At 60.5% G+C, this 25,180-nt stretch carries 24 protein-coding genes and 4 tRNA genes; 27 read left to right on the top strand and 1 reads right to left on the bottom strand.

Annotated elements, in window-relative coordinates:
* Nucleotides 1-12: 12 nt before the first annotated feature.
* The 15 genes from VDP79_RS13595 (at nt 13) to aroE (ending at nt 15,676) form a co-directional block, all read left to right on the top strand.
* Nucleotides 13-954 (top strand): ParB/RepB/Spo0J family partition protein, encoded by a 942-nt coding sequence (locus VDP79_RS13595; RefSeq protein ID WP_323018699.1) that lies wholly within the window; start codon nt 13-15, stop codon nt 952-954.
* Between the two features lie 87 nt (nt 955-1,041).
* Nucleotides 1,042-1,128, top strand: a tRNA-Tyr gene (locus VDP79_RS13590).
* A 53-nt stretch (nt 1,129-1,181) separates the two neighbouring features.
* A tRNA-Gly gene (locus tag VDP79_RS13585) sits at nt 1,182-1,255 on the top strand.
* Nucleotides 1,256-1,288: 33 nt separating this feature from the next.
* Nucleotides 1,289-1,363: transfer RNA gene (locus tag VDP79_RS13580), tRNA-Thr, on the top strand.
* Nucleotides 1,364-1,405: 42 nt separating this feature from the next.
* Entirely contained in the window at nt 1,406-2,596 is a 1,191-nt protein-coding gene (tuf, locus tag VDP79_RS13575; protein ID WP_323018688.1) for an elongation factor Tu, read from the top strand.
* Between the two features lie 81 nt (nt 2,597-2,677).
* Nucleotides 2,678-2,753, top strand: a tRNA-Trp gene (locus VDP79_RS13570).
* 40 nt (nt 2,754-2,793) lie between these two features.
* Nucleotides 2,794-3,174, top strand: a complete 381-nt coding sequence (gene secE / locus VDP79_RS13565; RefSeq protein ID WP_323018698.1) for a preprotein translocase subunit SecE — start codon at nt 2,794-2,796, stop codon at nt 3,172-3,174.
* Nucleotides 3,175-3,188: 14 nt separating this feature from the next.
* Nucleotides 3,189-3,722: a transcription termination/antitermination protein NusG gene (gene nusG / locus VDP79_RS13560; protein ID WP_323018697.1), complete on the top strand. Its 534-nt coding sequence runs from the start codon at nt 3,189-3,191 to the stop codon at nt 3,720-3,722.
* A gap of 166 nt (nt 3,723-3,888) precedes the next feature.
* A complete protein-coding gene (gene rplK / locus VDP79_RS13555) occupies nt 3,889-4,323 on the top strand; it encodes a 50S ribosomal protein L11 (protein WP_298014843.1) in 435 nt (144 codons plus the stop codon).
* A gap of 2 nt (nt 4,324-4,325) precedes the next feature.
* Nucleotides 4,326-5,021 (top strand): 50S ribosomal protein L1, encoded by a 696-nt coding sequence (gene rplA, locus VDP79_RS13550; RefSeq protein ID WP_323018696.1) that lies wholly within the window; start codon nt 4,326-4,328, stop codon nt 5,019-5,021.
* 228 nt (nt 5,022-5,249) lie between these two features.
* Nucleotides 5,250-5,774, top strand: a complete 525-nt coding sequence (gene rplJ, locus VDP79_RS13545; protein WP_323018695.1) for a 50S ribosomal protein L10 — start codon at nt 5,250-5,252, stop codon at nt 5,772-5,774.
* 73 nt (nt 5,775-5,847) lie between these two features.
* Entirely contained in the window at nt 5,848-6,225 is a 378-nt protein-coding gene (gene rplL, locus VDP79_RS13540; RefSeq protein WP_323018694.1) for a 50S ribosomal protein L7/L12, read from the top strand.
* A gap of 166 nt (nt 6,226-6,391) precedes the next feature.
* A complete protein-coding gene (gene rpoB / locus VDP79_RS13535) occupies nt 6,392-10,495 on the top strand; it encodes a DNA-directed RNA polymerase subunit beta (protein WP_323018693.1) in 4,104 nt (1,367 codons plus the stop codon).
* On the top strand, nt 10,495-14,754 hold the full coding sequence (rpoC, locus tag VDP79_RS13530; protein WP_323018692.1) for a DNA-directed RNA polymerase subunit beta': 4,260 nt from the start codon (nt 10,495-10,497) through the stop codon (nt 14,752-14,754). The genes rpoB and rpoC overlap by 1 nt, the downstream gene beginning before the upstream one ends.
* 106 nt (nt 14,755-14,860) lie before the next feature.
* The gene (gene aroE / locus VDP79_RS13525) at nt 14,861-15,676 is read left to right on the top strand and encodes a shikimate dehydrogenase (RefSeq protein WP_323018691.1); all 816 of its coding nucleotides are present in this window, start codon (nt 14,861-14,863) and stop codon (nt 15,674-15,676) included.
* On the opposite strand, the gene aroQ is transcribed toward aroE, so the two are convergent.
* Nucleotides 15,663-16,103, bottom strand: coding sequence for a type II 3-dehydroquinate dehydratase (gene aroQ / locus VDP79_RS13520; RefSeq protein ID WP_323018690.1), 441 nt, complete (start codon nt 16,101-16,103; stop codon nt 15,663-15,665). The genes aroE and aroQ overlap by 14 nt on opposite strands.
* A gap of 241 nt (nt 16,104-16,344) precedes the next feature.
* Between aroQ and rpsL the strand changes: the two genes are divergently transcribed.
* The 12 genes from rpsL to rpsC all read left to right on the top strand — a co-directional run bounded on the left by rpsL (nt 16,345) and on the right by rpsC (nt 25,180).
* A complete protein-coding gene (rpsL, locus tag VDP79_RS13515) occupies nt 16,345-16,719 on the top strand; it encodes a 30S ribosomal protein S12 (RefSeq protein ID WP_320348442.1) in 375 nt (124 codons plus the stop codon).
* 150 nt (nt 16,720-16,869) lie between these two features.
* The gene (gene rpsG / locus VDP79_RS13510) at nt 16,870-17,340 is read left to right on the top strand and encodes a 30S ribosomal protein S7 (RefSeq protein ID WP_298014796.1); all 471 of its coding nucleotides are present in this window, start codon (nt 16,870-16,872) and stop codon (nt 17,338-17,340) included.
* A 30-nt stretch (nt 17,341-17,370) separates the two neighbouring features.
* Nucleotides 17,371-19,473, top strand: a complete 2,103-nt coding sequence (gene fusA, locus VDP79_RS13505) for an elongation factor G (RefSeq protein ID WP_323018689.1) — start codon at nt 17,371-17,373, stop codon at nt 19,471-19,473.
* Nucleotides 19,474-19,539: 66 nt separating this feature from the next.
* Nucleotides 19,540-20,730, top strand: coding sequence for an elongation factor Tu (gene tuf, locus VDP79_RS13500; protein ID WP_323018688.1), 1,191 nt, complete (start codon nt 19,540-19,542; stop codon nt 20,728-20,730).
* A 55-nt stretch (nt 20,731-20,785) separates the two neighbouring features.
* Nucleotides 20,786-21,097, top strand: coding sequence for a 30S ribosomal protein S10 (gene rpsJ, locus VDP79_RS13495; protein WP_291771496.1), 312 nt, complete (start codon nt 20,786-20,788; stop codon nt 21,095-21,097).
* A gap of 224 nt (nt 21,098-21,321) precedes the next feature.
* Entirely contained in the window at nt 21,322-22,011 is a 690-nt protein-coding gene (gene rplC, locus VDP79_RS13490; protein WP_323018687.1) for a 50S ribosomal protein L3, read from the top strand.
* Between the two features lie 2 nt (nt 22,012-22,013).
* On the top strand, nt 22,014-22,637 hold the full coding sequence (rplD, locus tag VDP79_RS13485) for a 50S ribosomal protein L4 (protein ID WP_322999103.1): 624 nt from the start codon (nt 22,014-22,016) through the stop codon (nt 22,635-22,637).
* Entirely contained in the window at nt 22,634-22,930 is a 297-nt protein-coding gene (rplW, locus tag VDP79_RS13480; RefSeq protein ID WP_323018686.1) for a 50S ribosomal protein L23, read from the top strand. The genes rplD and rplW overlap by 4 nt, the downstream gene beginning before the upstream one ends.
* A complete protein-coding gene (rplB, locus tag VDP79_RS13475; RefSeq protein WP_323018685.1) occupies nt 22,931-23,758 on the top strand; it encodes a 50S ribosomal protein L2 in 828 nt (275 codons plus the stop codon).
* Between the two features lie 12 nt (nt 23,759-23,770).
* Nucleotides 23,771-24,046 carry a 30S ribosomal protein S19 gene (rpsS, locus tag VDP79_RS13470; protein ID WP_298014773.1) on the top strand — a complete coding sequence of 92 codons (276 nt, stop codon included), beginning with the start codon at nt 23,771-23,773 and terminating at the stop codon, nt 24,044-24,046.
* A gap of 3 nt (nt 24,047-24,049) precedes the next feature.
* The gene (rplV, locus tag VDP79_RS13465) at nt 24,050-24,379 is read left to right on the top strand and encodes a 50S ribosomal protein L22 (protein ID WP_323018684.1); all 330 of its coding nucleotides are present in this window, start codon (nt 24,050-24,052) and stop codon (nt 24,377-24,379) included.
* A 9-nt stretch (nt 24,380-24,388) separates the two neighbouring features.
* Complete coding sequence (rpsC, locus tag VDP79_RS13460) at nt 24,389-25,180, top strand: 30S ribosomal protein S3 (RefSeq protein WP_323018683.1); 792 nt, start codon at nt 24,389-24,391, stop codon at nt 25,178-25,180.

Genomic DNA, 25,180 nt, shown 5'->3' with positions numbered 1-25,180 from the left:
AAGGATCTTTCCATGGCAACTCGAAAAAAAGGACTGGGTCGCGGCCTGGATGCTCTGTTGGGAGCAGATAGCGGCGCTCTGAATGCCGTCGGCAATTCCGTGTCGTCCGATGCCCCCAGCCATCTGCCTGTCGCTGTTTTGCGGGCCGGCCGGTATCAGCCTCGCACCCGTATGGACGAAGGGGCGCTCAACGACCTGGCGGATTCGATCCGCGCCCAGGGCATCATGCAGCCGATCCTGGTGCGGCCATTGGAATCGGAAGCAGGGCAGTATGAAATCATCGCCGGCGAGCGGCGTTTTCGCGCCGCCCAGATCGCCGGCCTGAAGGAAATCCCGGTGTTGGTGCGTCAGGTGGCCGACGAAAATGCCGCCGCCATGGCGTTGATTGAAAATATCCAGCGCGAAGACCTCAATCCTCTGGAAGAAGCCCATGGCGTGCGGCGGCTGCTGGATGAATTCGGCCTGACGCATGAACAGGCGGCAACAGCGATCGGCCGCTCGCGGTCCGCTACCAGCAATCTGTTGCGCCTGTTGAATCTGGCCGAACCGGTGCAGACCATGCTGCTGGCCGGCGATATCGACATGGGGCATGCCCGCGCCTTGTTGGCGACGGACGCCGCCCGCCAGATTCTGCTGGCCCACGAAGTCGTTGCCCGCCGCCTGTCGGTGCGTGAAACCGAAAAACGCGTCGCCCGGGCATTGCGCGAGGAAGACGAAGCGGTCATCACCCCTTCCGGGCGGGCGGCCAAGGCGGATCCCAAGCCGGGTACGGGCGATCTGGGCCGTCTGGAAAAAGCGCTGTCCGATCATCTGGCGACCCGCGTGCGGATCAAGTCCGGCGCCCGCAAGGGCGGCCAGCTGGTGATCGAGTTTTCCGACTGGGCGCATCTGGATGCGCTGTTGGAACGCCAGGGCCTGGGGCAGGTGCTGACTGAACAGGATCAGAGCGCCTGAATGGTCGGCTGAACAACGGCCTTACTATCTGATCCCCACCTGGCTTGACAAGCAAAAAGAATATCTTCATAATCCGTGATTCGCTTCGGTGGGGTGCCCGAGTGGTTAAAGGGGGCAGACTGTAAATCTGTTGGCCTTGCGCCTACGTTGGTTCGAATCCAACTCCCACCACCAAGCGAACTGTTTTCTGTGTAAACAGAAGACACTGTCAGCAGGGAAACCGAATCGCGGGTGTAGCTCAATGGTAGAGCAGAAGCCTTCCAAGCTTACGACGAGGGTTCGATTCCCTTCACCCGCTCCAGTGGGTGCCGTCTGACAGAAAAATATGAATACCGCCCATGTGGCTCAGTGGTAGAGCACTCCCTTGGTAAGGGAGAGGTCATGCGTTCGATCCGCATCATGGGCACCACAGATTTTTAGACCAGCTCTCATTCCCTTTCAGGAGTCAGCCATGGCAAAAGGTAAGTTTGAACGGACCAAACCGCACGTGAACGTGGGGACGATCGGGCACGTTGACCACGGTAAGACGACCCTGACGGCGGCCATCACCACGGTGTTGGCCAAAGCGATGGGCGGCGAAGCCAAGGGCTACGACCAGATCGACAACGCGCCGGAAGAAAAGGCGCGTGGCATCACGATCAGCACCTCGCACGTGGAATACGAGACGGCTAACCGTCACTACGCGCACGTGGACTGCCCGGGTCACGCCGACTACGTCAAGAACATGATCACGGGCGCCGCGCAGATGGACGGCGCGATCCTGGTGTGCTCGGCCGCTGACGGCCCGATGCCGCAGACGCGTGAACACATCCTGCTGGCTCGCCAGGTGGGCGTGCCCTACATCGTCGTGTTCCTGAACAAGTGCGACATGGTCGACGACGAGGAACTGCTGGAATTGGTCGAGATGGAAGTTCGCGAACTTCTGTCCAAGTACGACTTCCCGGGCGACGATACGCCGATCATCAAGGGTTCGGCCAAGCTGGCGCTGGACGGCGACGAAGGCCCGCTGGGCTCGCAAGCCATCATGAAGCTGGCCGAAGCGCTGGACACCTACATTCCGCAACCGGAACGCGCCGTGGACGGCACGTTCCTGATGCCGGTGGAAGACGTGTTCTCGATCTCGGGTCGTGGCACGGTGGTCACGGGCCGTATTGAACGCGGCGTGGTCAAGGTCGGCGAGGAAATCGAGATTGTCGGGATTCACGACACGATCAAGACGACCTGCACGGGCGTGGAAATGTTCCGCAAGCTGCTGGATCAGGGCGAAGCGGGCGATAACGTCGGGATTCTGCTGCGCGGCACCAAGCGTGAAGAAGTCGAGCGCGGCCAGGTGTTGGCCAAGCCCGGTTCGATTCACCCGCACACGGACTTCACGGCCGAGGTCTACATTCTGTCCAAGGACGAAGGTGGCCGTCACACGCCGTTCTTCAAGGGCTATCGTCCCCAGTTCTACTTCCGTACGACGGACGTGACGGGCACGATCGAACTGCCGGCCGACAAGGAAATGGTCCTGCCGGGCGACAACATCTCGATCGTGGTCAGCCTGATCGCCCCGATCGCCATGGAAGAAGGCCTGCGTTTCGCCATCCGCGAAGGCGGTCGTACCGTGGGCGCCGGCGTCGTCGCCAAAATCATCAAGTAATTGATGTACAATGGTGGGCTGGCCGCCCGCCACACGTCTTTGAAAACGACGGTGCGGTAACGCACCATCGTTTTTAGGTCTAGGGGTATAGCTCAATTGGCAGAGCGTCGGTCTCCAAAACCGAAGGTTGAGGGTTCGATTCCTTCTGCCCCTGCCACTACTCATTTCACCGCTATGGCGGTGCCTATCGCCGAATTATGTCGCAACAGAACGTAGAAACAGTCAATCGAACCGCCGATCGGATCAAGCTCGGTCTGGCTGTGCTCGTCATTGCGGCGGGTATCGTGGCGTATTCGGTGCTGGTTGAGCAGCCGACTTACGTTCGCGTGGGTGCTTTCATTGCAGGTCTGATTGTCGCCGCCGTGATCGCTGTGTTCAGCGACACTGGCCGTCGTACGTTGGCCTTCAGCCGGGAATCTTACAACGAAACCCGCCGCGTCGTTTGGCCGTCGCGCCAGGAAACCACGCGCATGACAGCGATTGTGTTCGCCTTCGTGGTTGCCATGGGGGTCCTGCTTTGGGTGGCTGACAAGTTCCTGGGCTGGATCATCTACGGCCTGCTGCTGGGCTGGAACTAAGGAACAAAATCCGCATGAGCAAACGCTGGTATGTTGTCCATGTCTATTCAGGCATGGAAAAAAGCGTCCACAAGGCCCTGGTCGAACGCATCGAGCGCGCCGGTCTTCAGGACGCCTTCAGCCGTATTCTGGTTCCCTCCGAAGAAGTCGTCGAAATCAAGGATGGCCGCAAGTCCATCAGCGAACGTCGGATTTTCCCCGGCTACGTGCTGGTCGAAATGGAATTGACCGACGAAACCTGGCACTTGGTCAAAAGCACCAACCGGGTGACGGGCTTTCTGGGTGGTTCCGGTAATCGGCCGGCGCCGATCTCCGAGCGCGAGGTCGAAAAGATTCTGTCGCAAATGGAAGAAGGCGTGGAAAAACCGCGTCCCAAGGTTCTCTTCGAAGTGGGCGAAACCGTCCGCGTCAAAGAAGGTCCGTTTGCCGACTTCAACGGCAGTGTCGAAGAAGTCAACTACGAAAAAAGCAAAGTCCGCGTGTCGGTCACGATCTTTGGTCGCGCCACCCCGGTCGAGCTGGATTTCAGTCAGGTCGAAAAGGTCTGATTTTTTACCTCCAGGCACCGCGTGGCAGTTGTTTTGCCGCCGGGCCGCCCCAAGGCAAAACGCGCCCCCTCGGAGGCAGCAAGCCGAAGGCGCAGCGTGGGGGCGTTATTAACCCGGGGAGCCTCCTACCTCTGTAGCAGGCGCAAGTACCCGACAGGAGCATTGCATGGCGAAGAAAATCGTCGGCTTCATCAAGCTGCAAGTGCCAGCTGGTAAGGCCAACCCCTCTCCCCCGATCGGTCCGGCGCTGGGTCAGCGCGGTCTGAACATCATGGAATTCTGCAAGGCGTTCAACGCCAAGACTCAGGGCATGGAACCTGGTCTGCCGATTCCGGTGGTGATCACCGCGTTTGCCGACAAGAGCTTCACGTTCATCATGAAGACGCCGCCGGCCACGATCCTGATCAAAAAGGCCGCGGGTATCCAAAAGGCTTCGGCTCGCCCGAATTCCGAAAAGGTCGGCAAGCTGACGCGCGCCCAGGCGGAAGAAATCGCCAAGACCAAAGAACCGGATCTGACGGCGGCTGACCTGGACGCTGCTGTCCGGACCATTGCCGGTAGCGCCCGCAGCATGGGCATCGACGTGGAAGGAGTGGTCTAATCATGGCAAAGATCAGCAAACGCGCCGCAGCCATCGCTGCCAAAATCGACCGTACCAAGCTCTATTCCGTGACCGAAGCCCTGGCGCTGGTCAAGGAAACCGCCACCGCCAAGTTCGATGAATCCATCGATGTGGCCGTGCAGCTGGGCATCGATCCGAAAAAATCCGACCAGCTGGTTCGCGGCTCGGTCGTGTTGCCCGCCGGCACCGGCAAGTCCGTTCGTGTCGCCGTGTTCGCCCAAGGCGAAAAAGCCGAAGCCGCCAAGGCTGCAGGCGCCGATATCGTTGGTATGGACGATCTGGCCGCCAGCATCAAGGAAGGCAACATCGACTTTGACATCGTCATCGCCTCGCCCGACACCATGCGTGTCGTCGGCGCCCTGGGTCAGGTGCTGGGTCCTCGCGGCCTGATGCCGAACCCCAAGGTCGGCACCGTGACGCCGGACGTCGCTACCGCCGTGAAGAACGCCAAGGCTGGTCAGGTGCAGTACCGCACCGACAAGGCCGGCATCATTCACGCCACGATCGGTCGCGCATCCTTTGATGTCGAAAAGCTGCAAAGCAATCTCGGCGCACTGATTGAAGCCCTGAACAAGGCTCGCCCCGCGGCGGCCAAGGGTATTTATCTGCGTAAGGTTGCCGTGTCCTCCACCATGGGTGGCGGGGCGCGTGTCGAAGTGGCCTCGTTGGCCGCCTAAGACATATAGAACTTTGGGCTGTGCTTGGCCGTTTGGCCAAGCGCTGCTGTCAAAGACCGCTGGAGCCAGCTTTCCATGCCACACCGGAAGGCTAGCTTAATCCCGGGTTGTATACCGGATCCAGCGTAGACGGCGTCCAGGAAGAATTCATTCATGAACTCGACCAGGTGCGCCGCATTCGGTTGATGTCGGAGGTCTCTCCGGCATCGTTAGAAGGAGTGTTCAACCATGAGTCTCAATCGCCAAGAAAAGGCGGTGGTCATCGAGGAAGTCACCGCTGAAGTCAGCCGTGCCCAGTCGATCATCGTCGCCGAGTATCGTGGTCTGGACGTCGCCTCCGTAACCGTATTGCGCAAAACTGCGCGTGAATCGGGCGTGTACCTGCGCGTGTTGAAAAACACGCTGGTGCGTCGCGCGCTGTCCGGCACCCCTTTCGAGGAGTTGTCGTCACAGCTGACCGGTCCGCTGATCTACGGGATCAGCACTGACCCGGTCTCGGCCGCCAAGGTCCTGTCCGATTTCGCGAAAACCAACGACAAACTGGTCATCACAGGCGGGGCTTTGCCCAACAGCCTGCTGAGCCAGGATGGCGTCAAGGCCTTGGCCACGATGCCCTCGCGCGAGGAATTGCTGTCGAAGCTGCTGGGCACCATGCAGGCGCCCATCGCTCAGTTTGTGCGTACGCTCAACGAAGTGCCCACGAAGTTCGTGCGCGGCCTGGCGGCCGTTCGCGACCAAAAGCAGGCTGCGTAAGCAGACTGCTGGGGTCTTCGCCGTTACCAGCGACAACCAAACCTGGCTTATTTAATTATCTGGAGTTCTAAAAATGGCAACTAAAGCTGAAATCCTGGACGCGATCGCCGCTATGAGCGTGCTCGAACTGTCCGAGCTGATCAAGGAAATGGAAGAAAAATTTGGCGTGTCGGCTGCTGCCGCTGCCGTCGCCGTGGCTGCTGCCCCGGCTGCGGGCGGTGCCGCTGCTGCTGAAGAGCAGACCGAATTCACGGTCGTTCTGGCCGAAGTCGGCGCCAACAAGGTCAGCGTCATCAAGGCTGTTCGCGAAATCACCGGTCTGGGTCTGAAAGAAGCCAAGGACCTGGTTGATGGCGCTCCGAAGCCCGTCAAGGAAGGCGTGGACAAGGCTGCTGCCGAAGACGCCAAGAAGAAGCTGGAAGAAGCCGGCGCCAAGGTCGAACTGAAGTAAGACCCTGATCGCTGCGCCCGGGAAGTCATCAAGTCTTCCCGGGCTTTTGCGTTTCCAGAAAACCCGCGTTCGACGCCCTCGATGGCGTCACCCAGAGCCGGGTTTTCAGGAGTCGTAAACCATGGCCGTGGTTAACGGCCTAAGCAACCCTCGAGTCGGAGTGCTCATGCCTTATTCGTACACCGAAAAGAAGCGCATACGCAAAAGCTTCGCCAAGCGTGCGGACGTCCAGAACGTTCCCTACCTGCTGGCAACGCAATTGCATTCGTTCAAGACCTTTCTGCAGGCGGATAGTACCGCATCTAAACGCAAGGATGAAGGTCTGCAAGCGGCCTTCAATTCGATATTTCCAATCGTCAGCCACAATCAGATGGCCCGTTTGGAGTTTGTCAGCTATGTGCTGGGCACCCCGGTTTTTGACGTCAAGGAATGCCAGCTGCGCGGCTTGACCTATGCGTCTCCCCTGCGGGCGAAGGTCCGTCTGGTGCTGATGGACCGCGAGGTCAGCAAGCCCACCGTCAAGGAAGTCAAGGAACAGGAAGTCTACATGGGCGAAATTCCGCTCATGACGGATACCGGTTCTTTCGTGATCAATGGCACGGAACGTGTCATCGTGTCGCAGCTGCATCGTTCGCCCGGCGTGTTCTTTGAGCATGATCGCGGCAAGACCCACAGTTCCGGCAAGCTGCTGTTTTCCGCGCGCGTGATTCCTTACCGCGGCTCGTGGCTGGACTTCGAGTTCGACCCCAAGGACGTGCTGTTCTTCCGGATCGACCGTCGCCGCAAGATGGCCGTGACCATTCTGCTGAAAGCCCTGGGCATGACGCCGGAAGCGATCCTGGCCTATTTTTCCAGTTTCGACCATGTCGCGCTGCATAACGAAGGCGGCATGTTGGAATTCGTGCCGGAACGCTGGAAGGGCGAAGTCGCCCGCTTTGACATCGTCGATAAAAAGGGCAATGTCATCGTCGAAAAAGACAAGCGTATCAATGCCAAGCATCTGCGCGATCTGACCGCCGCCAAGGTCAGCCACATTTCCGTTCCGGAAGATTTCCTGCTGGGCCGCGTATTGGCGAAAAACGTCGTCAATCCGGATACCGGCGAAGTCCTGGCGCAGGCCAACGATGAAATCACCGAATCCCTGTTGGCTGAATTGCGTGCCGTCGGCATCCGCGACATCGAGACGCTCTACATCAACGAGCTGAACGAAGGCGCCTACATTTCCCAGACGCTGCGCACCGACGAAACCGCCGACCAGATGGCGGCGCGCGTGGCCATCTATCGCATGATGCGCCCCGGCGAGCCGCCCACCGAGGAAGCCGTCGAAGCGCTGTTCCAGCGCCTGTTCTATTCCGAAGAAACCTACGATCTGTCGCGCGTGGGCCGGATGAAGGTCAACAGCCGCCTGGGTCTGAACGAAGGCAACGAAGGCCCGCTCACGCTGACCGACGACGACATTCTGAACACCATCAAGATCCTGGTGGATCTGCGCAACGGTCGCGGCCAGATCGATGACATCGATCACCTGGGCAACCGCCGTGTGCGTTGTGTGGGCGAACTGGCGGAAAACCAGTTCCGCGCCGGCCTGGTGCGCGTCGAACGCGCCGTCAAGGAACGTCTGGGTCAGGCGGAAACCGAAAACCTGATGCCGCACGACCTGATCAATTCCAAGCCGATTTCTGCGGCCATCAAGGAATTCTTCGGCTCCAGCCAGCTGTCGCAGTTCATGGACCAGACCAACCCGCTGTCGGAAATCACGCACAAGCGTCGCGTGTCCGCCTTGGGACCTGGCGGCTTGACGCGTGAACGCGCCGGCTTTGAAGTCCGCGACGTGCACCCGACTCACTACGGTCGCGTCTGCCCGATCGAAACGCCGGAAGGCCCGAACATCGGCCTGATCAACTCCCTGGCCCTGTACGCCCGTCTGAACGAATACGGCTTCCTGGAAACGCCGTATCGCAAGATCGTCGATGGCCGCGTGTCCGATCAGATCGAATATCTGTCGGCAATCGAGGAAAGCAAGTACGTCATCGCCCAGGCCAACGCGCATCTGGATGATGATGGTCGTTTCGAAGATGACCTGGTTGCTTGCCGCGAAGCGGGCGAAACCATGCTGACGGCTCCGGTCAACGTCCACTACATGGACGTGGCCCCGTCGCAGATCGTGTCGGTGGCGGCTTCCCTGATCCCGTTCCTGGAGCACGATGACGCCAACCGGGCGCTGATGGGCGCTAACATGCAGCGCCAGGCCGTGCCCTGCCTGCGGCCCGAAAAGCCGCTGGTCGGTACCGGCATCGAGCGCACCGTGGCGGTGGACTCGGGTACGACCGTGCAGGCCACGCGTGGCGGGATCGTCGATTTCGTCGATGCCGAACGTGTCGTGATCCGGGTCAATGACGATGAAAACATCGCCGGCGAAGTCGGTGTGGACATCTACAACCTGAAAAAATACACGCGTTCCAACCAGAACACGAACATCAACCAGCGGCCCATCGTGTCGCGCGGCGATCTGGTCGCCCGCGGCGACGTGCTGGCCGACGGCGCTTCCAGCGACCTGGGCGAACTGGCCCTGGGTCAGAACATGCTGATCGCGTTCATGCCCTGGAACGGCTACAACTTCGAAGACTCGGTGCTGATCTCCGAGCGCGTCGTGGCCGACGACCGCTACACCTCGATCCACATCGAGGAACTGACCGTCGTTGCTCGTGACACGAAGCTCGGACCCGAGGAAATCACCCGCGACATCTCGAACTTGGCCGAAACCCAGCTGAACCGCCTGGATGATTCCGGCATCGTGCACATCGGCGCCGAAGTCCGTGCCGATGACGTGCTGGTCGGCAAGGTCACGCCCAAGGGCGAAACCCAGCTGACGCCGGAAGAAAAGCTGTTGCGCGCCATCTTCGGTGAAAAAGCATCCGACGTAAAAGACACGTCCCTGCGTGTGCCTTCGGGCATGATCGGGACCGTCATTGACGTGCAGGTGTTCACCCGTGAAGGCATCGAGCGCGACAAGCGCGCCCAGTCCATCATCGACGACGAACTGCGCCGCTACCGCCAGGACCTGAACGACCAGCTGCGTATCGTCGAAAACGACGCCTTCGACCGTCTGCGCAAGCAGTTGCTGGGCAAGACCGTCAACGGCGGCCCGCGCAAGCTCGCCAAGGGCGTTGCGCTGGCAGCCGACTATCTGGACGATCTGGATCGCTGGCAGTGGTTCGACATCCGTCTGTCCGACGAAGATGCGGCGGTCGCCCTGGAACAGGTCAAGGACGCACTGGAACAGAAGCGTCACCAGTTCGATCTGGCCTTCGAGGAAAAGCGTAAAAAGCTCACGCAGGGCGACGAACTGCCGCCGGGCGTGCTGAAGATGATCAAGGTCTATCTGGCCGTCAAGCGCCGCCTGCAGCCGGGCGACAAGATGGCCGGCCGTCACGGCAACAAGGGTGTCGTTTCGCGCATTACCCCGGTCGAAGACATGCCGCACATGGCCGACGGTACGCCGGTGGACATCGTGTTGAATCCGCTGGGCGTGCCCTCGCGGATGAACATCGGCCAGGTGCTGGAAGTTCACCTGGGCTGGGCCGCCAAGGGTCTGGGTCAGCGGGTCGCCGATCTGCTCGACGAAGAACGTGGCGTGCAGGTCAAGGCGGTTCGCAAGATGCTGGAAACGGTCTACAGCGGTTCCGTCAAGCTGGATCAGCTGTCCGATGACGAAGTCTCGACCTTGGCCAACAACCTGCGCCGCGGTGTGCCGCTGGCCACGCCGGTCTTTGACGGCGCGACCGAGGAAGACATCACCCACATGCTGGAAGTCGCCTATCCGGATGACGTCGCCGAGCGCCTGAAGCTCACCGACAGCCGCACCCAGGCCTGGCTGACCGACGGCCGCACGGGGGAACAGTTTGAACGCCCCGTCACGGTCGGCTACATGCACTTCCTGAAGCTGCACCACCTGGTGGACGACAAGATGCATGCGCGCTCCACGGGTCCGTACTCGCTGGTCACGCAGCAGCCGCTGGGCGGCAAGGCGCAGTTCGGGGGTCAGCGTTTCGGGGAAATGGAAGTCTGGGCGCTGGAAGCCTATGGCGCCGCCTACACCCTGCAGGAAATGCTGACGGTGAAGTCCGACGATATCTCGGGCCGTACCAAGGTCTACGAGAACATCGTCAAGGGCGATCACGTGATCGATGCGGGCATGCCCGAATCCTTCAATGTGCTGGTCAAGGAAATTCGATCCCTGTCCCTGGACATGGATCTGGAGCGTAAATAATGAAAGCGCTACTCGATCTCTTTAAGCAAGTCTCCCAGGACGAGCAATTCGACGCCATCAAAATCGGCATCGCTTCGCCCGAGAAGATCCGTTCCTGGTCTTTCGGCGAAGTCCGCAAGCCCGAGACGATCAACTACCGCACGTTCAAACCCGAACGCGACGGCCTGTTCTGCGCCAAGATCTTCGGCCCGATCAAGGACTACGAGTGCTTGTGCGGTAAATACAAGCGCCTGAAGCACCGTGGCGTGATCTGCGAAAAATGCGGCGTCGAAGTCACGGTGGCGAAGGTCCGCCGCGAACGCATGGGCCACATTGAGCTCGCCAGCCCGGTGGCGCACATCTGGTTCCTGAAGTCCCTGCCGTCGCGCCTGGGCATGGTCCTGGACATGACGCTGCGCGACATCGAACGCGTGCTGTATTTCGAAGCCTGGTGCGTGATCGAACCCGGCATGACCCCGCTGAAACGCGGTCAGATCATGTCCGACGATGATTACCTGGCCAAGACCGAGGAATACGGCGACGACTTCCACGCCCTGATGGGCGCCGAAGCCGTGCGCGAACTGCTGCGCACCATCGACATCGATTCCGAAGTCGAAAAGCTGCGTGGTGAACTGAAGGCCACGGGTTCCGACGCCAAGATCAAGAAGATCTCCAAGCGCCTGAAGGTCCTGGAAGGCTTCCAAAAGTCTGGCATCAAGCCCGACTGGATGATCATGGAAGTCCTGCCGGTGCTGCCGCCGGATCTGCGCCCCTTGGTGCCGCTGGACGGCGGGCGTTTCGCCACGTCCGATCTGAACGATCTGTACCGTCGCGTCATCAACCGCAACAACCGCCTGAAGCGCCTGCTGGAACTCAAGGCGCCGGACATCATCCTGCGCAACGAAAAGCGCATGCTGCAGGAAGCCGTCGATTCGTTGCTGGATAACGGTCGTCGCGGCAAGGCCATGACGGGCGCCAACAAGCGCCAGCTGAAGTCTCTGGCCGACATGATCAAGGGCAAGAGCGGGCGTTTCCGCCAGAACCTGCTGGGCAAGCGGGTGGACTACTCCGGTCGTTCCGTGATCGTGGTGGGTCCGCAGCTGCGTCTGCACCAGTGCGGCTTGCCCAAGCTGATGGCCCTGGAACTGTTCAAGCCCTTCATTTTCAATCGTCTGGAAATGATGGGTCTGGCCACCACCATCAAGGCTGCCAAGAAACTGGTCGAAAGCCAGGAACCTGTCGTCTGGGATATTCTGGAAGAAGTCATCCGCGAACACCCGGTCATGCTGAACCGGGCGCCGACTCTGCACCGCCTGGGCATCCAGGCGTTCGAGCCGCAACTGATCGAAGGCAAGGCCATCCAGCTGCACCCGCTGGTCTGCGCGGCCTTCAACGCCGACTTTGACGGCGACCAGATGGCCGTACACGTGCCGCTGTCCCTGGAAGCCCAGCTGGAAGCCCGCACCCTGATGCTGGCGTCCAACAACGTGCTGTTCCCCGCCAACGGCGAGCCGGCCATCGTGCCGTCTCAGGATATCGTGCTGGGGCTGTACTACGCCACCCGTGAGCGCATCAACGGCAAGGGCGAGGGCATGTTCCTGGCCGATCTGGCCGAAGTCCAGCGCGCCTACGACAACCACGAAGTCGAGCTGCAGACCCGCATCACGACGCGTGTGCCTGAATACGTCAAGGGCGAGGACGGCGAATGGCAGCAGGAAGTCCACCGCTACGAGACCACGGTGGGTCGTGCGCTGCTGTCCGAGATCCTGCCGCAAGGCCTGCCCTTCACCGTGCTGAACAAGGCGCTGAAGAAAAAGGAAATCTCCAAGCTCATCAATATGGCGTATCGTCGCTGCGGCCTGCGCGCTACGGTGATCTTTGCCGACAAGCTGATGCAGTCCGGATACCGCCTGGCGACGCGCGCCGGCGTGTCCATCGCCATGGGCGACATGGTGGTGCCTGACGCCAAGCGCGACATCCTGGCCCAGGCCTCTTCCGAGGTCAAGGAAATCGACCGCCAGTACTCCTCTGGTCTGGTGACGGCCCAGGAACGCTACAACAATGTGGTGGATATCTGGGGCAAGGCCGGCGACCGCGTGGGCAAGGCCATGATGGAACAGCTGTCCACCGAGCCGGTCACCGACCGCCACGGCAAGGAAGTGCGCCAGGAATCGTTCAACTCCATCTACATGATGGCCGACTCCGGCGCCCGGGGTTCCGCTGCCCAGATCCGCCAGTTGGCGGGGATGCGCGGCCTGATGGCCAAGCCGGACGGCTCCATCATCGAGACCCCCATCACGGCCAACTTCCGTGAAGGCCTGAACGTGTTGCAGTACTTCATCTCGACCCACGGCGCTCGTAAGGGCCTGGCCGATACCGCGTTGAAGACCGCCAACTCCGGGTATCTGACCCGCCGTCTGGTGGACGTGACCCAGGACCTGGTGATCACCGAGGATGATTGCGGCACCTCGCACGGCTACGTGATGAAGGCCCTGCTGGAAGGCGGCGAAGTCGTCGAAGCGCTGGGTGATCGGGTGCTGGGACGTGTAACGGCCATCGATGTGGTCAATCCGGATTCCCAGGAAACCGTCATTCCAGCGGGCACCCTGCTGGACGAAGACAGGGTCGAACTCATCGAACGGCTGAACATCGATGAGGTCAAGATCCGTACCCCCCTGACCTGCGAAACCCGCCATGGTCTGTGCGCCCATTGCTATGGGCGTGACCTGGGCCGCGGATCGCTGGTCAACAAGGGCGAAGCAGTCGGCGTGATCGCCGCCCAGTCCATCGGTGAACCGGGTACCCAGCTGACGATGCGGACCTTCCACATCGGCGGCGCGGCCTCGCGTTCGGCGCTGGCCAGCTCGGTCGAGACCAAATCCGCCGGTTCGGTGGGTTTTGCCATCGGCCTGCGCTACCTGACCAACGCCAAGGGTGATCGCATTGCCGTGTCGCGTTCGGGCGAAATCGTCGTCTATGACGACAACCGTCGCGAGCGTGAACGCCACAAGATTCCCTATGGCGCGACCATTCTGGTGGGCGACGGCGACACCATCAAGGCCGGCGCCAAGCTGGCTTCCTGGGATCCGCTGACCCGCCCGATCGTATCCGAATACACAGGTACGATTCGTTTCGCCAACATCGAAGAGGGCGTGACCGTCGCCCGTCAGGTTGACGAAATCACCGGCCTGTCGACCTTGGTCGTGATTACGCCCAAGACCCGCAACGCCAAGGGCGCTGGTCGTCCGCAGATCCTGCTGCTGGATGAACAGGGTCAGGAAATCAAGGTTGCCGGTACCGACCACGCGGTGGCGATCTCGCTGCCCGTGGGCGCACTGATCACCGTGCGCGATGGTCAGAACGTGGGTGTGGGCGACTTCCTGGCGCGGATTCCGCAAGAATCGCAAAAGACGCGCGACATTACCGGCGGTCTGCCGCGTGTGGCCGAACTCTTCGAAGCCCGCGCCCCCAAGGACGCCGGCGTACTCGCCGAAGTCACCGGCACGGTGTCCTTTGGCAAGGACACCAAGGGCAAGCAGCGTCTGGTCATCACCGACATGGACGGCGTCAGCCACGAGTTCCTGATTTCCAAGGAAAAGCAGGTGCTGGTGCACGACGGCCAGGTGGTCAACAAGGGCGAACTGATCGTCGACGGCCCGGCCGATCCGCACGATATCCTGAGACTGCAGGGGATCGAGCCTTTGGCATCCTACGTGGTCAACGAAGTTCAGGACGTCTATCGTCTGCAGGGCGTGAAGATCAACGACAAGCACATTGAAGTCATCGTGCGTCAGATGCTGCGTCGTGTGAACATCACCAACTCGGGCGATACCGACTTCATCACGGGCGAACAGGTTGAACGCGCCGAACTGCTGAACGCCAACGACCGCATGGAAGCCGAAAACAAGCTGCCGGCTACCTATGACAACGTCCTGTTGGGGATCACCAAGGCATCGCTGTCCACGGACTCGTTCATCTCGGCCGCTTCCTTCCAGGAAACGACCCGGGTGCTGACCGAAGCCGCCATCATGGGCAAGCGTGACGATCTGCGCGGTCTGAAGGAAAACGTCATCGTGGGTCGCCTGATCCCGGCGGGTACCGGTATGTCTTACCATATCGCCCGCCGCGAACGGGAGATCTTCGAGGCGGCCGAACGGGCAGCCGCACGCGAGCTGGCCAACCCCTTCGGCGATCCTTCGGAAATGGCGCATGCCGGCTCCGACGATGGCGACGCGGATGTTGCGCCGGCATCCGATGGGGATACGCCTGCCGAGGAATAAGCCGCTGTATCCTGCTGCTTGAAAAGGCCCGTTCCAGATTCGTCTGGAGCGGGCCTTTTCCCATGATTTGGTACGCTACGGGTTTGCATCGATTTTCATTAACCCCATGACTGACCGCTATGCCGTCATCGGCAACCCTATCGCCCAGTCCAGATCTCCCGTTATTCATGCGGCGTTCGCGCGGCAGTTTGGCCATACGCTGACGTATGAACGTATCTTGGGCGAGCCGGGCGCGTTCGCAGAAACCGTACGGGCATTCATGGAGGCCGGCGGTAAAGGCATGAATGTCACCGCGCCGTTCAAGCTGGACGCTTGCCGGTTTGCAGATCGCCTGACGGATCGGGCCGAGGCGGCGCAAGCTGTCAATACGCTGGCATTCGGTCCCGACGGCGTGTTGGGCGACAATACGGATGGCATAGGGCTGGTCGGCGATATTCAGGATCGGCTGGGCTACTCTCTGGCAGGGCGCCAGGTACTGATCATCGGTGCAGGGGGGGCGACGCGGGGGGTTTTGCTGCCGATCCTGCAGGCCGGCCCGGCCCGCATTCTATTGGTCAATCGGACTGCCAGCCGCGCACACGAGCTGGCGGCTGTGTTTCAGCAAACCGGTATTTTGCGTGCCGGGGCGTTGGAGGATGTCGCCGGCGAGAGGTTCGATGTCGTCATTCATGCCACGTCTGCCGGCTTGAACGGGCAGGGCGCACCGGATGTGGATTTCCGTTTCTCTGCGGAAAGCCTGGCCTATGATCTGGCGTACGCCGCCGAGCCGACGGCCTTCATGGTGCAGGCTGCCGGGCGCGGCGCCACCCGCCTTAGCGACGGCTTGGGTATGCTGGTGGGGCAGGCAGCCGAATCCTATCAGATCTGGCGCGGGGTCATGCCGGATGTCCAGCCGGTGTGGGATCTGCTCAGGCAGTCTTGACGGCGGATACCGCCGCCTGCAACCCCAGCAGATAGCTGTCCGCGCCAAACCCGCAGATCTGGCCGCGCACAATAGGCGCCAACACGGATTCGTGCCGGAATGCTTCGCGGGCATGGATGTTGGACATGTGAATTTCGATGAGGGGAATGGTCAGGATGGCTAAGGCATCCCGGATGCCATAGCTGTAGTGTGTCCAGGCGCCGGCATTGATCAGCACCGCGGCGGTGCCGTCCGTATGGGCCTGATGGATGCGTTCCACCATCAAGCCTTCGCAGTTGGTTTGAAAGCAGTTGACCTGCGCACCCAGCGTCGTCCCCAAGGTTTGCAACTGCTGGTCGATTTCCGCCAGAGTGGCCGTGCCGTACTGCGCGGGGTCGCGCTTGCCGAACATGTTCAGGTTGATGCCGTGCAGGACTAGAATGTTCATTCAGTTGCTTGCCTTTGAAAAGTTGTGCGTGCTACACTCACGAGCTTACCGTATAAAAGCGGCAGGTTCCAGTATGCGCTGCGAAACCTGACGCCCTAGGTAAGTCGTCAGGCAAAATTGCCTGAAAATGGTTTGTGCAAGACCCGCTCTTTTACGTCATTCGTTCCAGGCGGATTTTGTACATGTCACCTGAACACCGACGTAAAAAACGTACGCAAGTACAAAGGATGCGTAAAAGGTCATGCCAACTATTGCTCAACTGCTGCGCAAGCCGCGCCAAGTCAGTCGCGAGAGCAGCAAGAGCCCGGCGCTGGAAAATTGCCCCCAGCGTCGCGGCGTCTGCACCCGTGTCTACACCACCACCCCGAAAAAGCCGAACTCCGCCTTGCGTAAGGTCGCCAAAGTGCGCCTGACCAATGGCTACGAGGTCATCTCCTATATCGGCGGCGAAGGCCACAATCTCCAGGAACACTCCGTGGTTCTGGTGCGTGGCGGCCGTGTAAAGGATTTGCCGGGTGTGCGTTATCACATCGTTCGCGGCTCTCTTGACCTGCAAGGCGTCAAAGACCGTAAGCAAGCCCGTTCCAAATACGGCGCCAAACGGCCGAAGAAATAATCTTCCATCGTTCTGTCGTCTCTCATTGATCGCTCGCCGATCAGAAACGTGCGGCCAAAGTCATCCGGCTTTGGCAGGTAAGTGGCTCTCCTCAATGGAAGCCGTGGCCGTTAAAAAGCGGCTCAACTGAATCGTCACAAGGAAATTGAAATGCCTCGTCGTCGCGAAGTACCAAAACGTGAAATCCTCCCTGATCCCAAGTTCGGCAGTGTCGAGCTGGCCAAATTCATGAACGTCGTCATGCTGTCCGGCAAAAAAGCCGTGGCGGAACGCATCGTGTACGGCGCCTTTGACCAGATCCAGGCCAAAACGGGCAAGGAACCCATCGAGGTCTTCAATACCGCCATCAACAACATCAAGCCGGTGGTTGAAGTCAAATCCCGCCGCGTTGGTGGCGCCAACTATCAGGTGCCGGTCGAAGTGCGCCCCGTGCGCCGCCTGGCCCTGGCCATGCGCTGGCTGCGTGAAGCCGCGAAAAAGCGTGGTGAAAAATCGATGGACCTGCGTTTGGCAGGCGAACTCATGGATGCGGCCGAAGGTCGTGGCGGCGCCATGAAGAAACGCGAGGACACCCACAAGATGGCAGAAGCCAACAAGGCATTCAGCCACTTCCGCTGGTAATCCAGCCGGTCACTCATTAGGACTTTCAACATGGCCCGCAAAACCCCTATCCAGCGCTATCGCAACATTGGTATTTCCGCGCACATCGATGCCGGCAAGACCACGACGACCGAGCGCATCCTGTTCTATACCGGCGTCAATCACAAAATTGGCGAAACCCATGAAGGCTCGGCCACCATGGACTGGATGGAGCAGGAACAGGAACGCGGCATCACCATCACGTCCGCTGCCACCACGGCATTCTGGAGCGGGATGGAACACCAGTACGACGAACACCGCGTCAACATCATCGACACCCCGGGACACGTGGACTTCACCATTGAAGTCGAACGTTCCATGCGCGTGCTCGACGGTGCTTGCATGGTGTATTGCGCCGTGGGTGGTGTGCAGCCGCAATCGGAAACCGTCTGGCGTCAGGCCAACAAGTACGGCGTGCCCCGTCTGGCCTTCGTGAACAAGATGGACCGTACCGGCGCCAACTTCTTCAAGGTCTATGACCAGCTGCGTCTGCGCCTGAAGGCCAACCCGGTGCCCATCGTCATTCCTATCGGCGCTGAAGACAACTTCAAGGGCGTCATCGATCTGACCAAGATGCGCGGCATCATCTGGGACGAAGCCTCCCAGGGCACGAAGTTCGACTACATCGATATTCCTGCCGAGCTGGCCGATCAAGCCAACGAATGGCATGAGAAGCTGGTCGAGGCCGCCGCCGAAGCCAACGAGGAACTGATGAACAAGTACCTCGAAACCGGCGTGCTGACCGAACAGGAAATCGACAAGGGCATCCGTCTCCGGACCATCGCTGGCGAAATCCAGCCGATGCTGTGCGGCACCGCCTTCAAGAACAAGGGCGTGCAGCGCATGCTGGACGCGGTGATCGACTATCTGCCGTCGCCTGTCGATATTCCTGCCGTCAAGGGCACGGACGACGAAGGCAACGAGATCCGTCGTCAAGCCGATGACAGCGAAAAGCTGTCCGCGCTGGCGTTCAAGTTGATGACCGACCCGTTTGTGGGCCAGCTGACCTTCATCCGCGTGTATTCGGGCGTGCTGAAATCCGGCGATACCGTCTACAACCCGATCAAGGGCAAAAAAGAACGCATCGGCCGTATTCTGCAGATGCATGCCAACAACCGCGCCGAAATCAAGGAAGTGGTTGCCGGCGACATCGCGGCTGTCGTGGGTCTGAAAGAAGTCACCACGGGTGAAACCCTGTGCGACGTGGGCGATCACGTCCTGCTGGAGCGCATGGAATTCCCGGAACCCGTGATTTCGCAGGCCGTGGAGCCGAAGTCCAAGGCCGACCAGGAAAAAATGGGCATTGCCCTGCAACGCCTGGCCGCCGAGGATCCTTCCTTCCGCGTGCGCAGCGACGAAGAATCCGGTCAAACCATCATTTCCGGTATGGGTGAACTGCACCTGGAAGTCCTGGTCGACCGCATGCGTCGTGAGTTCGGTGTCGAAGCCAACGTCGGCAAGCCCCAGGTGGCCTACCGCGAGACCATTCGCAAGGTTTGCGAAGAAGTCGAAGGCAAGTTCGTCAAGCAATCGGGCGGTCGCGGCCAGTACGGTCACGTCGTCCTCAAGCTCGAACCCCTGGAACCGGGCAAAGGCTACGAATTCGTGGACGCCATCAAGGGCGGCGTGGTGCCGCGCGAGTTCATCCCCGCGGTGGACAAGGGCATCCAGGAAACCCTGCCGGCCGGTGTGGTCGCGGGCTATCCGGTCGTGGACGTCAAGGTCACGCTGTTCTTCGGTTCGTATCACGATGTGGACTCGAACGAAAACGCCTTCAAGATGGCCGGCTCCATGGCCTTCAAGGATGGGATGCGCAAGGCCAACCCGGTGCTGCTCGAGCCCATGATGCACGTGGAAGTCGAAACGCCTGAAGACTATGCCGGTACGGTGATGGGCGACTTGTCGTCCCGTCGCGGCATGGTGCAGGGCATGGATGACATCCCGGGCGGCGGCAAGATCATCAAGGCTGAAGTTCCTCTGGCCGAGATGTTCGGGTATTCGACCAGCCTGCGTTCGCAGACTCAAGGTCGCGCCACCTACACGATGGAATTCAAGCATTACGCCGAGGCCCCGCGTAACGTGGCCGACGAAGTCATCGCCGCTCGCGGCAAATAACATACGGCCCGGCCGCGAGGCCGGGCATTTCCCTCTTTTATTTCCCAGGAAATTACAGGAATCATCATGGCAAAAGGTAAGTTTGAACGGACCAAACCGCACGTGAACGTGGGGACGATCGGGCACGTTGACCACGGTAAGACGACCCTGACGGCGGCCATCACCACGGTGTTGGCCAAAGCGATGGGCGGCGAAGCCAAGGGCTACGACCAGATCGACAACGCGCCGGAAGAAAAGGCGCGTGGCATCACGATCAGCACCTCGCACGTGGAATACGAGACGGCTAACCGTCACTACGCGCACGTGGACTGCCCGGGTCACGCCGACTACGTCAAGAACATGATCACGGGCGCCGCGCAGATGGACGGCGCGATCCTGGTGTGCTCGGCCGCTGACGGCCCGATGCCGCAGACGCGTGAACACATCCTGCTGGCTCGCCAAGTGGGCGTGCCCTACATCGTCGTGTTCCTGAACAAGTGCGACATGGTCGACGACGAGGAACTGCTGGAATTGGTCGAGATGGAAGTTCGCGAACTTCTGTCCAAGTACGACTTCCCGGGCGACGATACGCCGATCATCAAGGGTTCGGCCAAGCTGGCGCTGGACGGCGACGAAGGCCCGCTGGGCTCGCAAGCCATCATGAAGCTGGCCGAAGCGCTGGACACCTACATTCCGCAACCGGAACGCGCCGTGGACGGCACGTTCCTGATGCCGGTGGAAGACGTGTTCTCGATCTCGGGTCGTGGCACGGTGGTCACGGGCCGTATTGAACGCGGCGTGGTCAAGGTCGGCGAGGAAATCGAGATTGTCGGGATTCACGACACGATCAAGACGACCTGCACGGGCGTGGAAATGTTCCGCAAGCTGCTGGATCAGGGCGAAGCGGGCGATAACGTCGGGATTCTGCTGCGCGGCACCAAGCGTGAAGAAGTCGAGCGCGGCCAGGTGTTGGCCAAGCCCGGTTCGATTCACCCGCACACGGACTTCACGGCCGAGGTCTACATTCTGTCCAAGGACGAAGGTGGCCGTCACACGCCGTTCTTCAAGGGCTATCGTCCCCAGTTCTACTTCCGTACGACGGACGTGACGGGCACGATCGAACTGCCGGCCGACAAGGAAATGGTCCTGCCGGGCGACAACATCTCGATCGTGGTCAGCCTGATCGCCCCGATCGCCATGGAAGAAGGCCTGCGTTTCGCCATCCGCGAAGGCGGTCGTACCGTGGGCGCCGGCGTCGTCGCCAAAATCATCAAGTAATTGATGTGTGGGCGGGGGCCAAGTCCCTGCCCGGACTCGTTCTTTAGGGATACCCATGAAAAGCCAGAAAATTCGCATCCGCCTGAAGGCGTTTGACTATAAGCTGATCGATCAGTCGGCCGCCGAGATCGTTGAAACGGCCAAGCGCACGGGTGCTGTGGTTCGTGGTCCCGTGCCGCTGCCCACGCGCATCCGTCGCTATGACGTGCTGCGTTCGCCGCACGTCAACAAGACCTCGCGCGATCAGTTCGAAATGCGCACGCATCAGCGTTTGATGGATATCGTGGATCCGACCGACAAGACCGTGGACGCCCTGATGCGTCTGGATCTGCCGGCCGGCGTCGACGTCGAAATCGCGCTGCAGTAATCCGGTTGGGCGCCCTGACGGGTGCTTCAGCTCTAAGCCGCCCTGTCTTCTAGGCAGGGCGGCTTTTTCATGCTAGAATGCTTAGCTTCGCCGTCTCTTTATTTAGACGGCGAGTTGCCGTATCGAGGTTTGATACGGCTATATCGTTGTAAGACGGTATCCGAGCCCCGGCCAATCGCAGTCGGGATTTAAGCTTAAGGGTTTTTAATACCCCGGAGAAAACAATGTCGAATTCGACACCTACGCCCGCGGCCTGGCGCCTCGGGCTTGTGGGGCGCAAGGTCGGCATGACCCGCATTTTTACCGAGGAAGGTGATTCCATCCCGGTAACCGTGCTGGACGTGTCCAACAACCGCGTCACCCAGGTCAAGACGCCTGAAATCGACGGTTATGCCGCCGTTCAGTTGGCCTATGGCACTCGCCGTGCCTCTCGCGTCACCAAAGCCGAAGCCGGCCATTACGCCAAAGCCGGCGTCGAAGCCGGTTCCATCCTGAAGGAATTCCGCCTGGATCCCGCCCGTGCCGCCGAATTTACGGCTGGCGCTGTCGTGGCCGTGGAATCGGTCTTTCAGGTCGGCGAACAGGTTGACGTCACTGGTACGACGATCGGTAAAGGCTTTGCCGGCACGATCAAGCGTCACCATTTCGGTTCCCAACGCGCCTCTCACGGTAACTCGCGCTCGCACCGCGTGCCCGGCTCCATCGGCCAGGCACAGGATCCGGGTCGTGTTTTTCCGGGCAAGAAAATGTCCGGTCACCTGGGTGACGTGACCCGCACCGTCCAGAATCTGGACGTCGTGCGCGTTGATGTCGAACGCGGTCTGCTGTTGGTCAAGGGCGCTGTCCCCGGCCACAAGAACGCCGACATCGTCGTGTGCCCGGCCGTCAAGGCCGCGCCCAAGAAAGGAGCCTAATCATGGAACTCAAGCTCCTGAACGATCAGGGTCAATCCTCGGCCACCGTGGCCGGCGCCGATGATATCTTCGGCCGCGAATTCAACGAAGCGCTGGTACACCAGATCGTCGTGGCCTATCAGGCCAACGCACGGATGGGCAATCGCGCTCAGAAGAACCGCGAAACCGTCAAGCATTCCACCAAGAAGCCCTGGCGCCAGAAAGGCACCGGCCGCGCCCGTTCCGGGATGACTTCCTCGCCGATCTGGCGTGGGGGTGGCCGTGCGTTCCCGAACTCGCCGGACGAAAACTTCAGCCACAAGGTCAACAAGAAAATGTACCGCGCCGGTTTGCGCGCCATTTTCTCGCAGCTGGTGCGCGAAGACCGGCTGGCCGTGCTGGAAAGCTTCACCCTCGAAGCCCCCAAGACCAAGCTGGCTGCCGCCAAGCTCAAGGACCTGGGTATTTCCGAATCCGTCCTGATCATCACTGATGCGCTGGACGAAAACGTCTATCTCGCAACGCGCAACCTGCCCCACGTGGCAGTGATTGAAACGCGCTATGCCGATCCGCTGTCCCTGGTCCACTACAAGAAAGTGCTGATCACCAAGCCGGCGATCGCCCAACTCGAGGAGTTGCTGGGATGAATGCCGAACGTCTGATGCAAGTCATTCTGGCGCCCGTGGTCACTGAAAAAGCCACGATGGTTGCCGAAAAGAACAACCAGGTCGCTTTCCGCGTCGTGGCTGATGCCACCAAGCCCGAGATCAAGGCCGCCATTGAACTGCTGTTCAAGGTCGAAGTCGCCTCCGTGCAGGTTGCCAACCGCAAGGGCAAGGAAAAGCGCTTCGGCCGTTTCATGGGCCGTCGTCGCAACGAGCGCAAGGCCTATGTGTCCCTCAAGGCCGGGCAGGAAATCGACTTTACGGAGGTGAACTAAATGCCGCTGGTAAAAGTCAAACCCACGTCCGCGGGCCGTCGGGGCATGATCAAGGTCGTGCACCCCGAACTGCACAAGGGCCCTGGCTACGCGCCTCTGCTGGAAAGCCAGTCGCGCCATTCCGGTCGTAACAACAACGGCCACATCACCGTGCGTCATCGCGGCGGTGGTCACAAGCAGCACTATCGCGTCGTTGATTTCCGTCGCAACAAGGACGGCATCGTCGCCCGCGTCGAGCGCCTGGAATACGACCCGAACCGCACGGCTCACCTGGCCCTGTTGTGCTACGCCGATGGCGAACGTCGCTACATCATCGCTCCGCGCGGTCTGGAAGTCGGCGCCACGGTCGTGTCCGGTCTGGAAGCGCCGATCCGTGCAGGCAATACGCTGCCGATTCGTGCGATTCCGGTGGGCTCCACGATCCACTGCATCGAAATGCAACCCGGCAAGGGTGCTCAGATCGCCCGCTCGGCTGGCGCTTCCGCTGTCCTGTTGGCTCGCGAAGGCGTTTACGCCCAGGTCCGTCTGCGCTCCGGTGAAGTCCGCCGCGTGCACATCGACTGCCGCGCCACCATTGGTGAAGTCGGCAACGGCGATCACAGCCTGCGTCAGATCGGTAAAGCCGGTGCTGTGCGTTGGCGTGGTATCCGCCCGACCGTTCGTGGCGTTGCCATGAACCCGGTGGATCACCCGCACGGTGGTGGTGAAGGCCGCACCGGCGAAGGCCGCGTACCCGTCAGCCCGTGGGGTACTCCCACCAAGGGCTATCGGACTCGTCGTAACAAGCGCACGGACAATATGATTGTCTCGCGCCGCAAGCGCAAATAAGGGGCGAACACTATGTCACGTTCTGTCAAGAAAGGCCCGTTCGTCGATGCGCATCTGATCAAAAAGGTCGATGCCGCCGTCGGGGGCAAAGAAAAGAAGCCGATCAAGACCTGGTCGCGTCGTTCCACCATTCTGCCCGAATTCATCGGGTTGACCATTGCCGTGCACAACGGCCGCCAGCACGTTCCCGTTTATATCAACGAGAACATGGTCGGTCACAAGCTCGGTGAATTTGCCCTGACGCGTACCTTCAAGGGTCACGCGGCGGACAAAAAGGCCAAGAGGTAAGCCATGGAAACCACCGCAGCCATCCGCGGCGTCCATATTTCCGCCCAGAAGACCCGCCTGGTGGCGGATCTGATCCGCGGAAAATCCGTGGCGCACGCGCTCAACATCCTGAACTTCAGCCCGAAGAAAGCCGCTGTCATCCTGAAAAAGGCTCTGGAATCGGCAATCGCCAATGCCGAGCACAACGACGGCGCCGACATCGACGAACTGAAGGTCACCACGATCTATGTCGACAAAGCGCAGTCGATGAAGCGTTTCTCGGCCCGTGCCAAGGGTCGTGGCAACCGCATCGAAAAGCAGACCTGCCACATCGTGGTCAAGGTCGGGGCCTAAGGAGTCGCAATGGGACAGAAAATTCACCCAATCGGGTTCCGCCTCGCGGTCAACCACAACTGGACTTCTCGCTGGTACGCCAACGACAAGGTCTACGGCAGCATGCTGGCCGAAGACATTCGTGTGCGCGAATACCTGAAGAAGAAACTGAAATCCGCGTCCGTGGGTCGTGTCATCATCGAACGCCCGGCCAAGAACGCCCGCATCACTGTGTACTCGGCTCGTCCGGGCGTGGTGATCGGTCGTCGCGGCGAGGACATCGAAACGCTGAAGCTCGATCTGCAGCGCCTGATGGGCGTGCCTGTGCACGTCAACATCGAGGAAATCCGCAAGCCGGAAACCGATGCTCAGCTGATCGCTGATTCCATCACGCAGCAGCTCGAAAAGCGCATCATGTTCCGTCGTGCGATGAAACGCGCCATGCAGAACGCCATGCGTCTGGGCGCCCAGGGCATCAAGATCATGTCCTCGGGTCGTCTGAACGGCATCGAAATCGCTCGTACCGAATGGTATCGCGAAGGTCGCGTGCCTCTGCACACCCTGCGCGCCAACATCGACTACGGCACGTCCGAAGCCCAAACCACCTACGGCATCATCGGTGTCAAGGTCTGGGTCTACAAGGGCGACATGCTGCCCAATGGCGAGATGCCCCCGGAAACCGCTGCTCCGCGTGACGAAGAACGCCGTCCGCGCCGTGCTCCGCGTGGTGATCGTCCTGGCCGTCCTGGCGACAACCGCGGCCGTGGCCGTGGCCCACGCCGTGACGCTGCCTCGGCAGCCCCCGCGCCTGAAGGAGAATAA

Source organism: Castellaniella sp. (assembly GCF_034675905.1).
Classification (GTDB): domain Bacteria; phylum Pseudomonadota; class Gammaproteobacteria; order Burkholderiales; family Burkholderiaceae_B; genus Castellaniella.
This window is presented reverse-complemented; position numbering and strand designations above follow the sequence as displayed.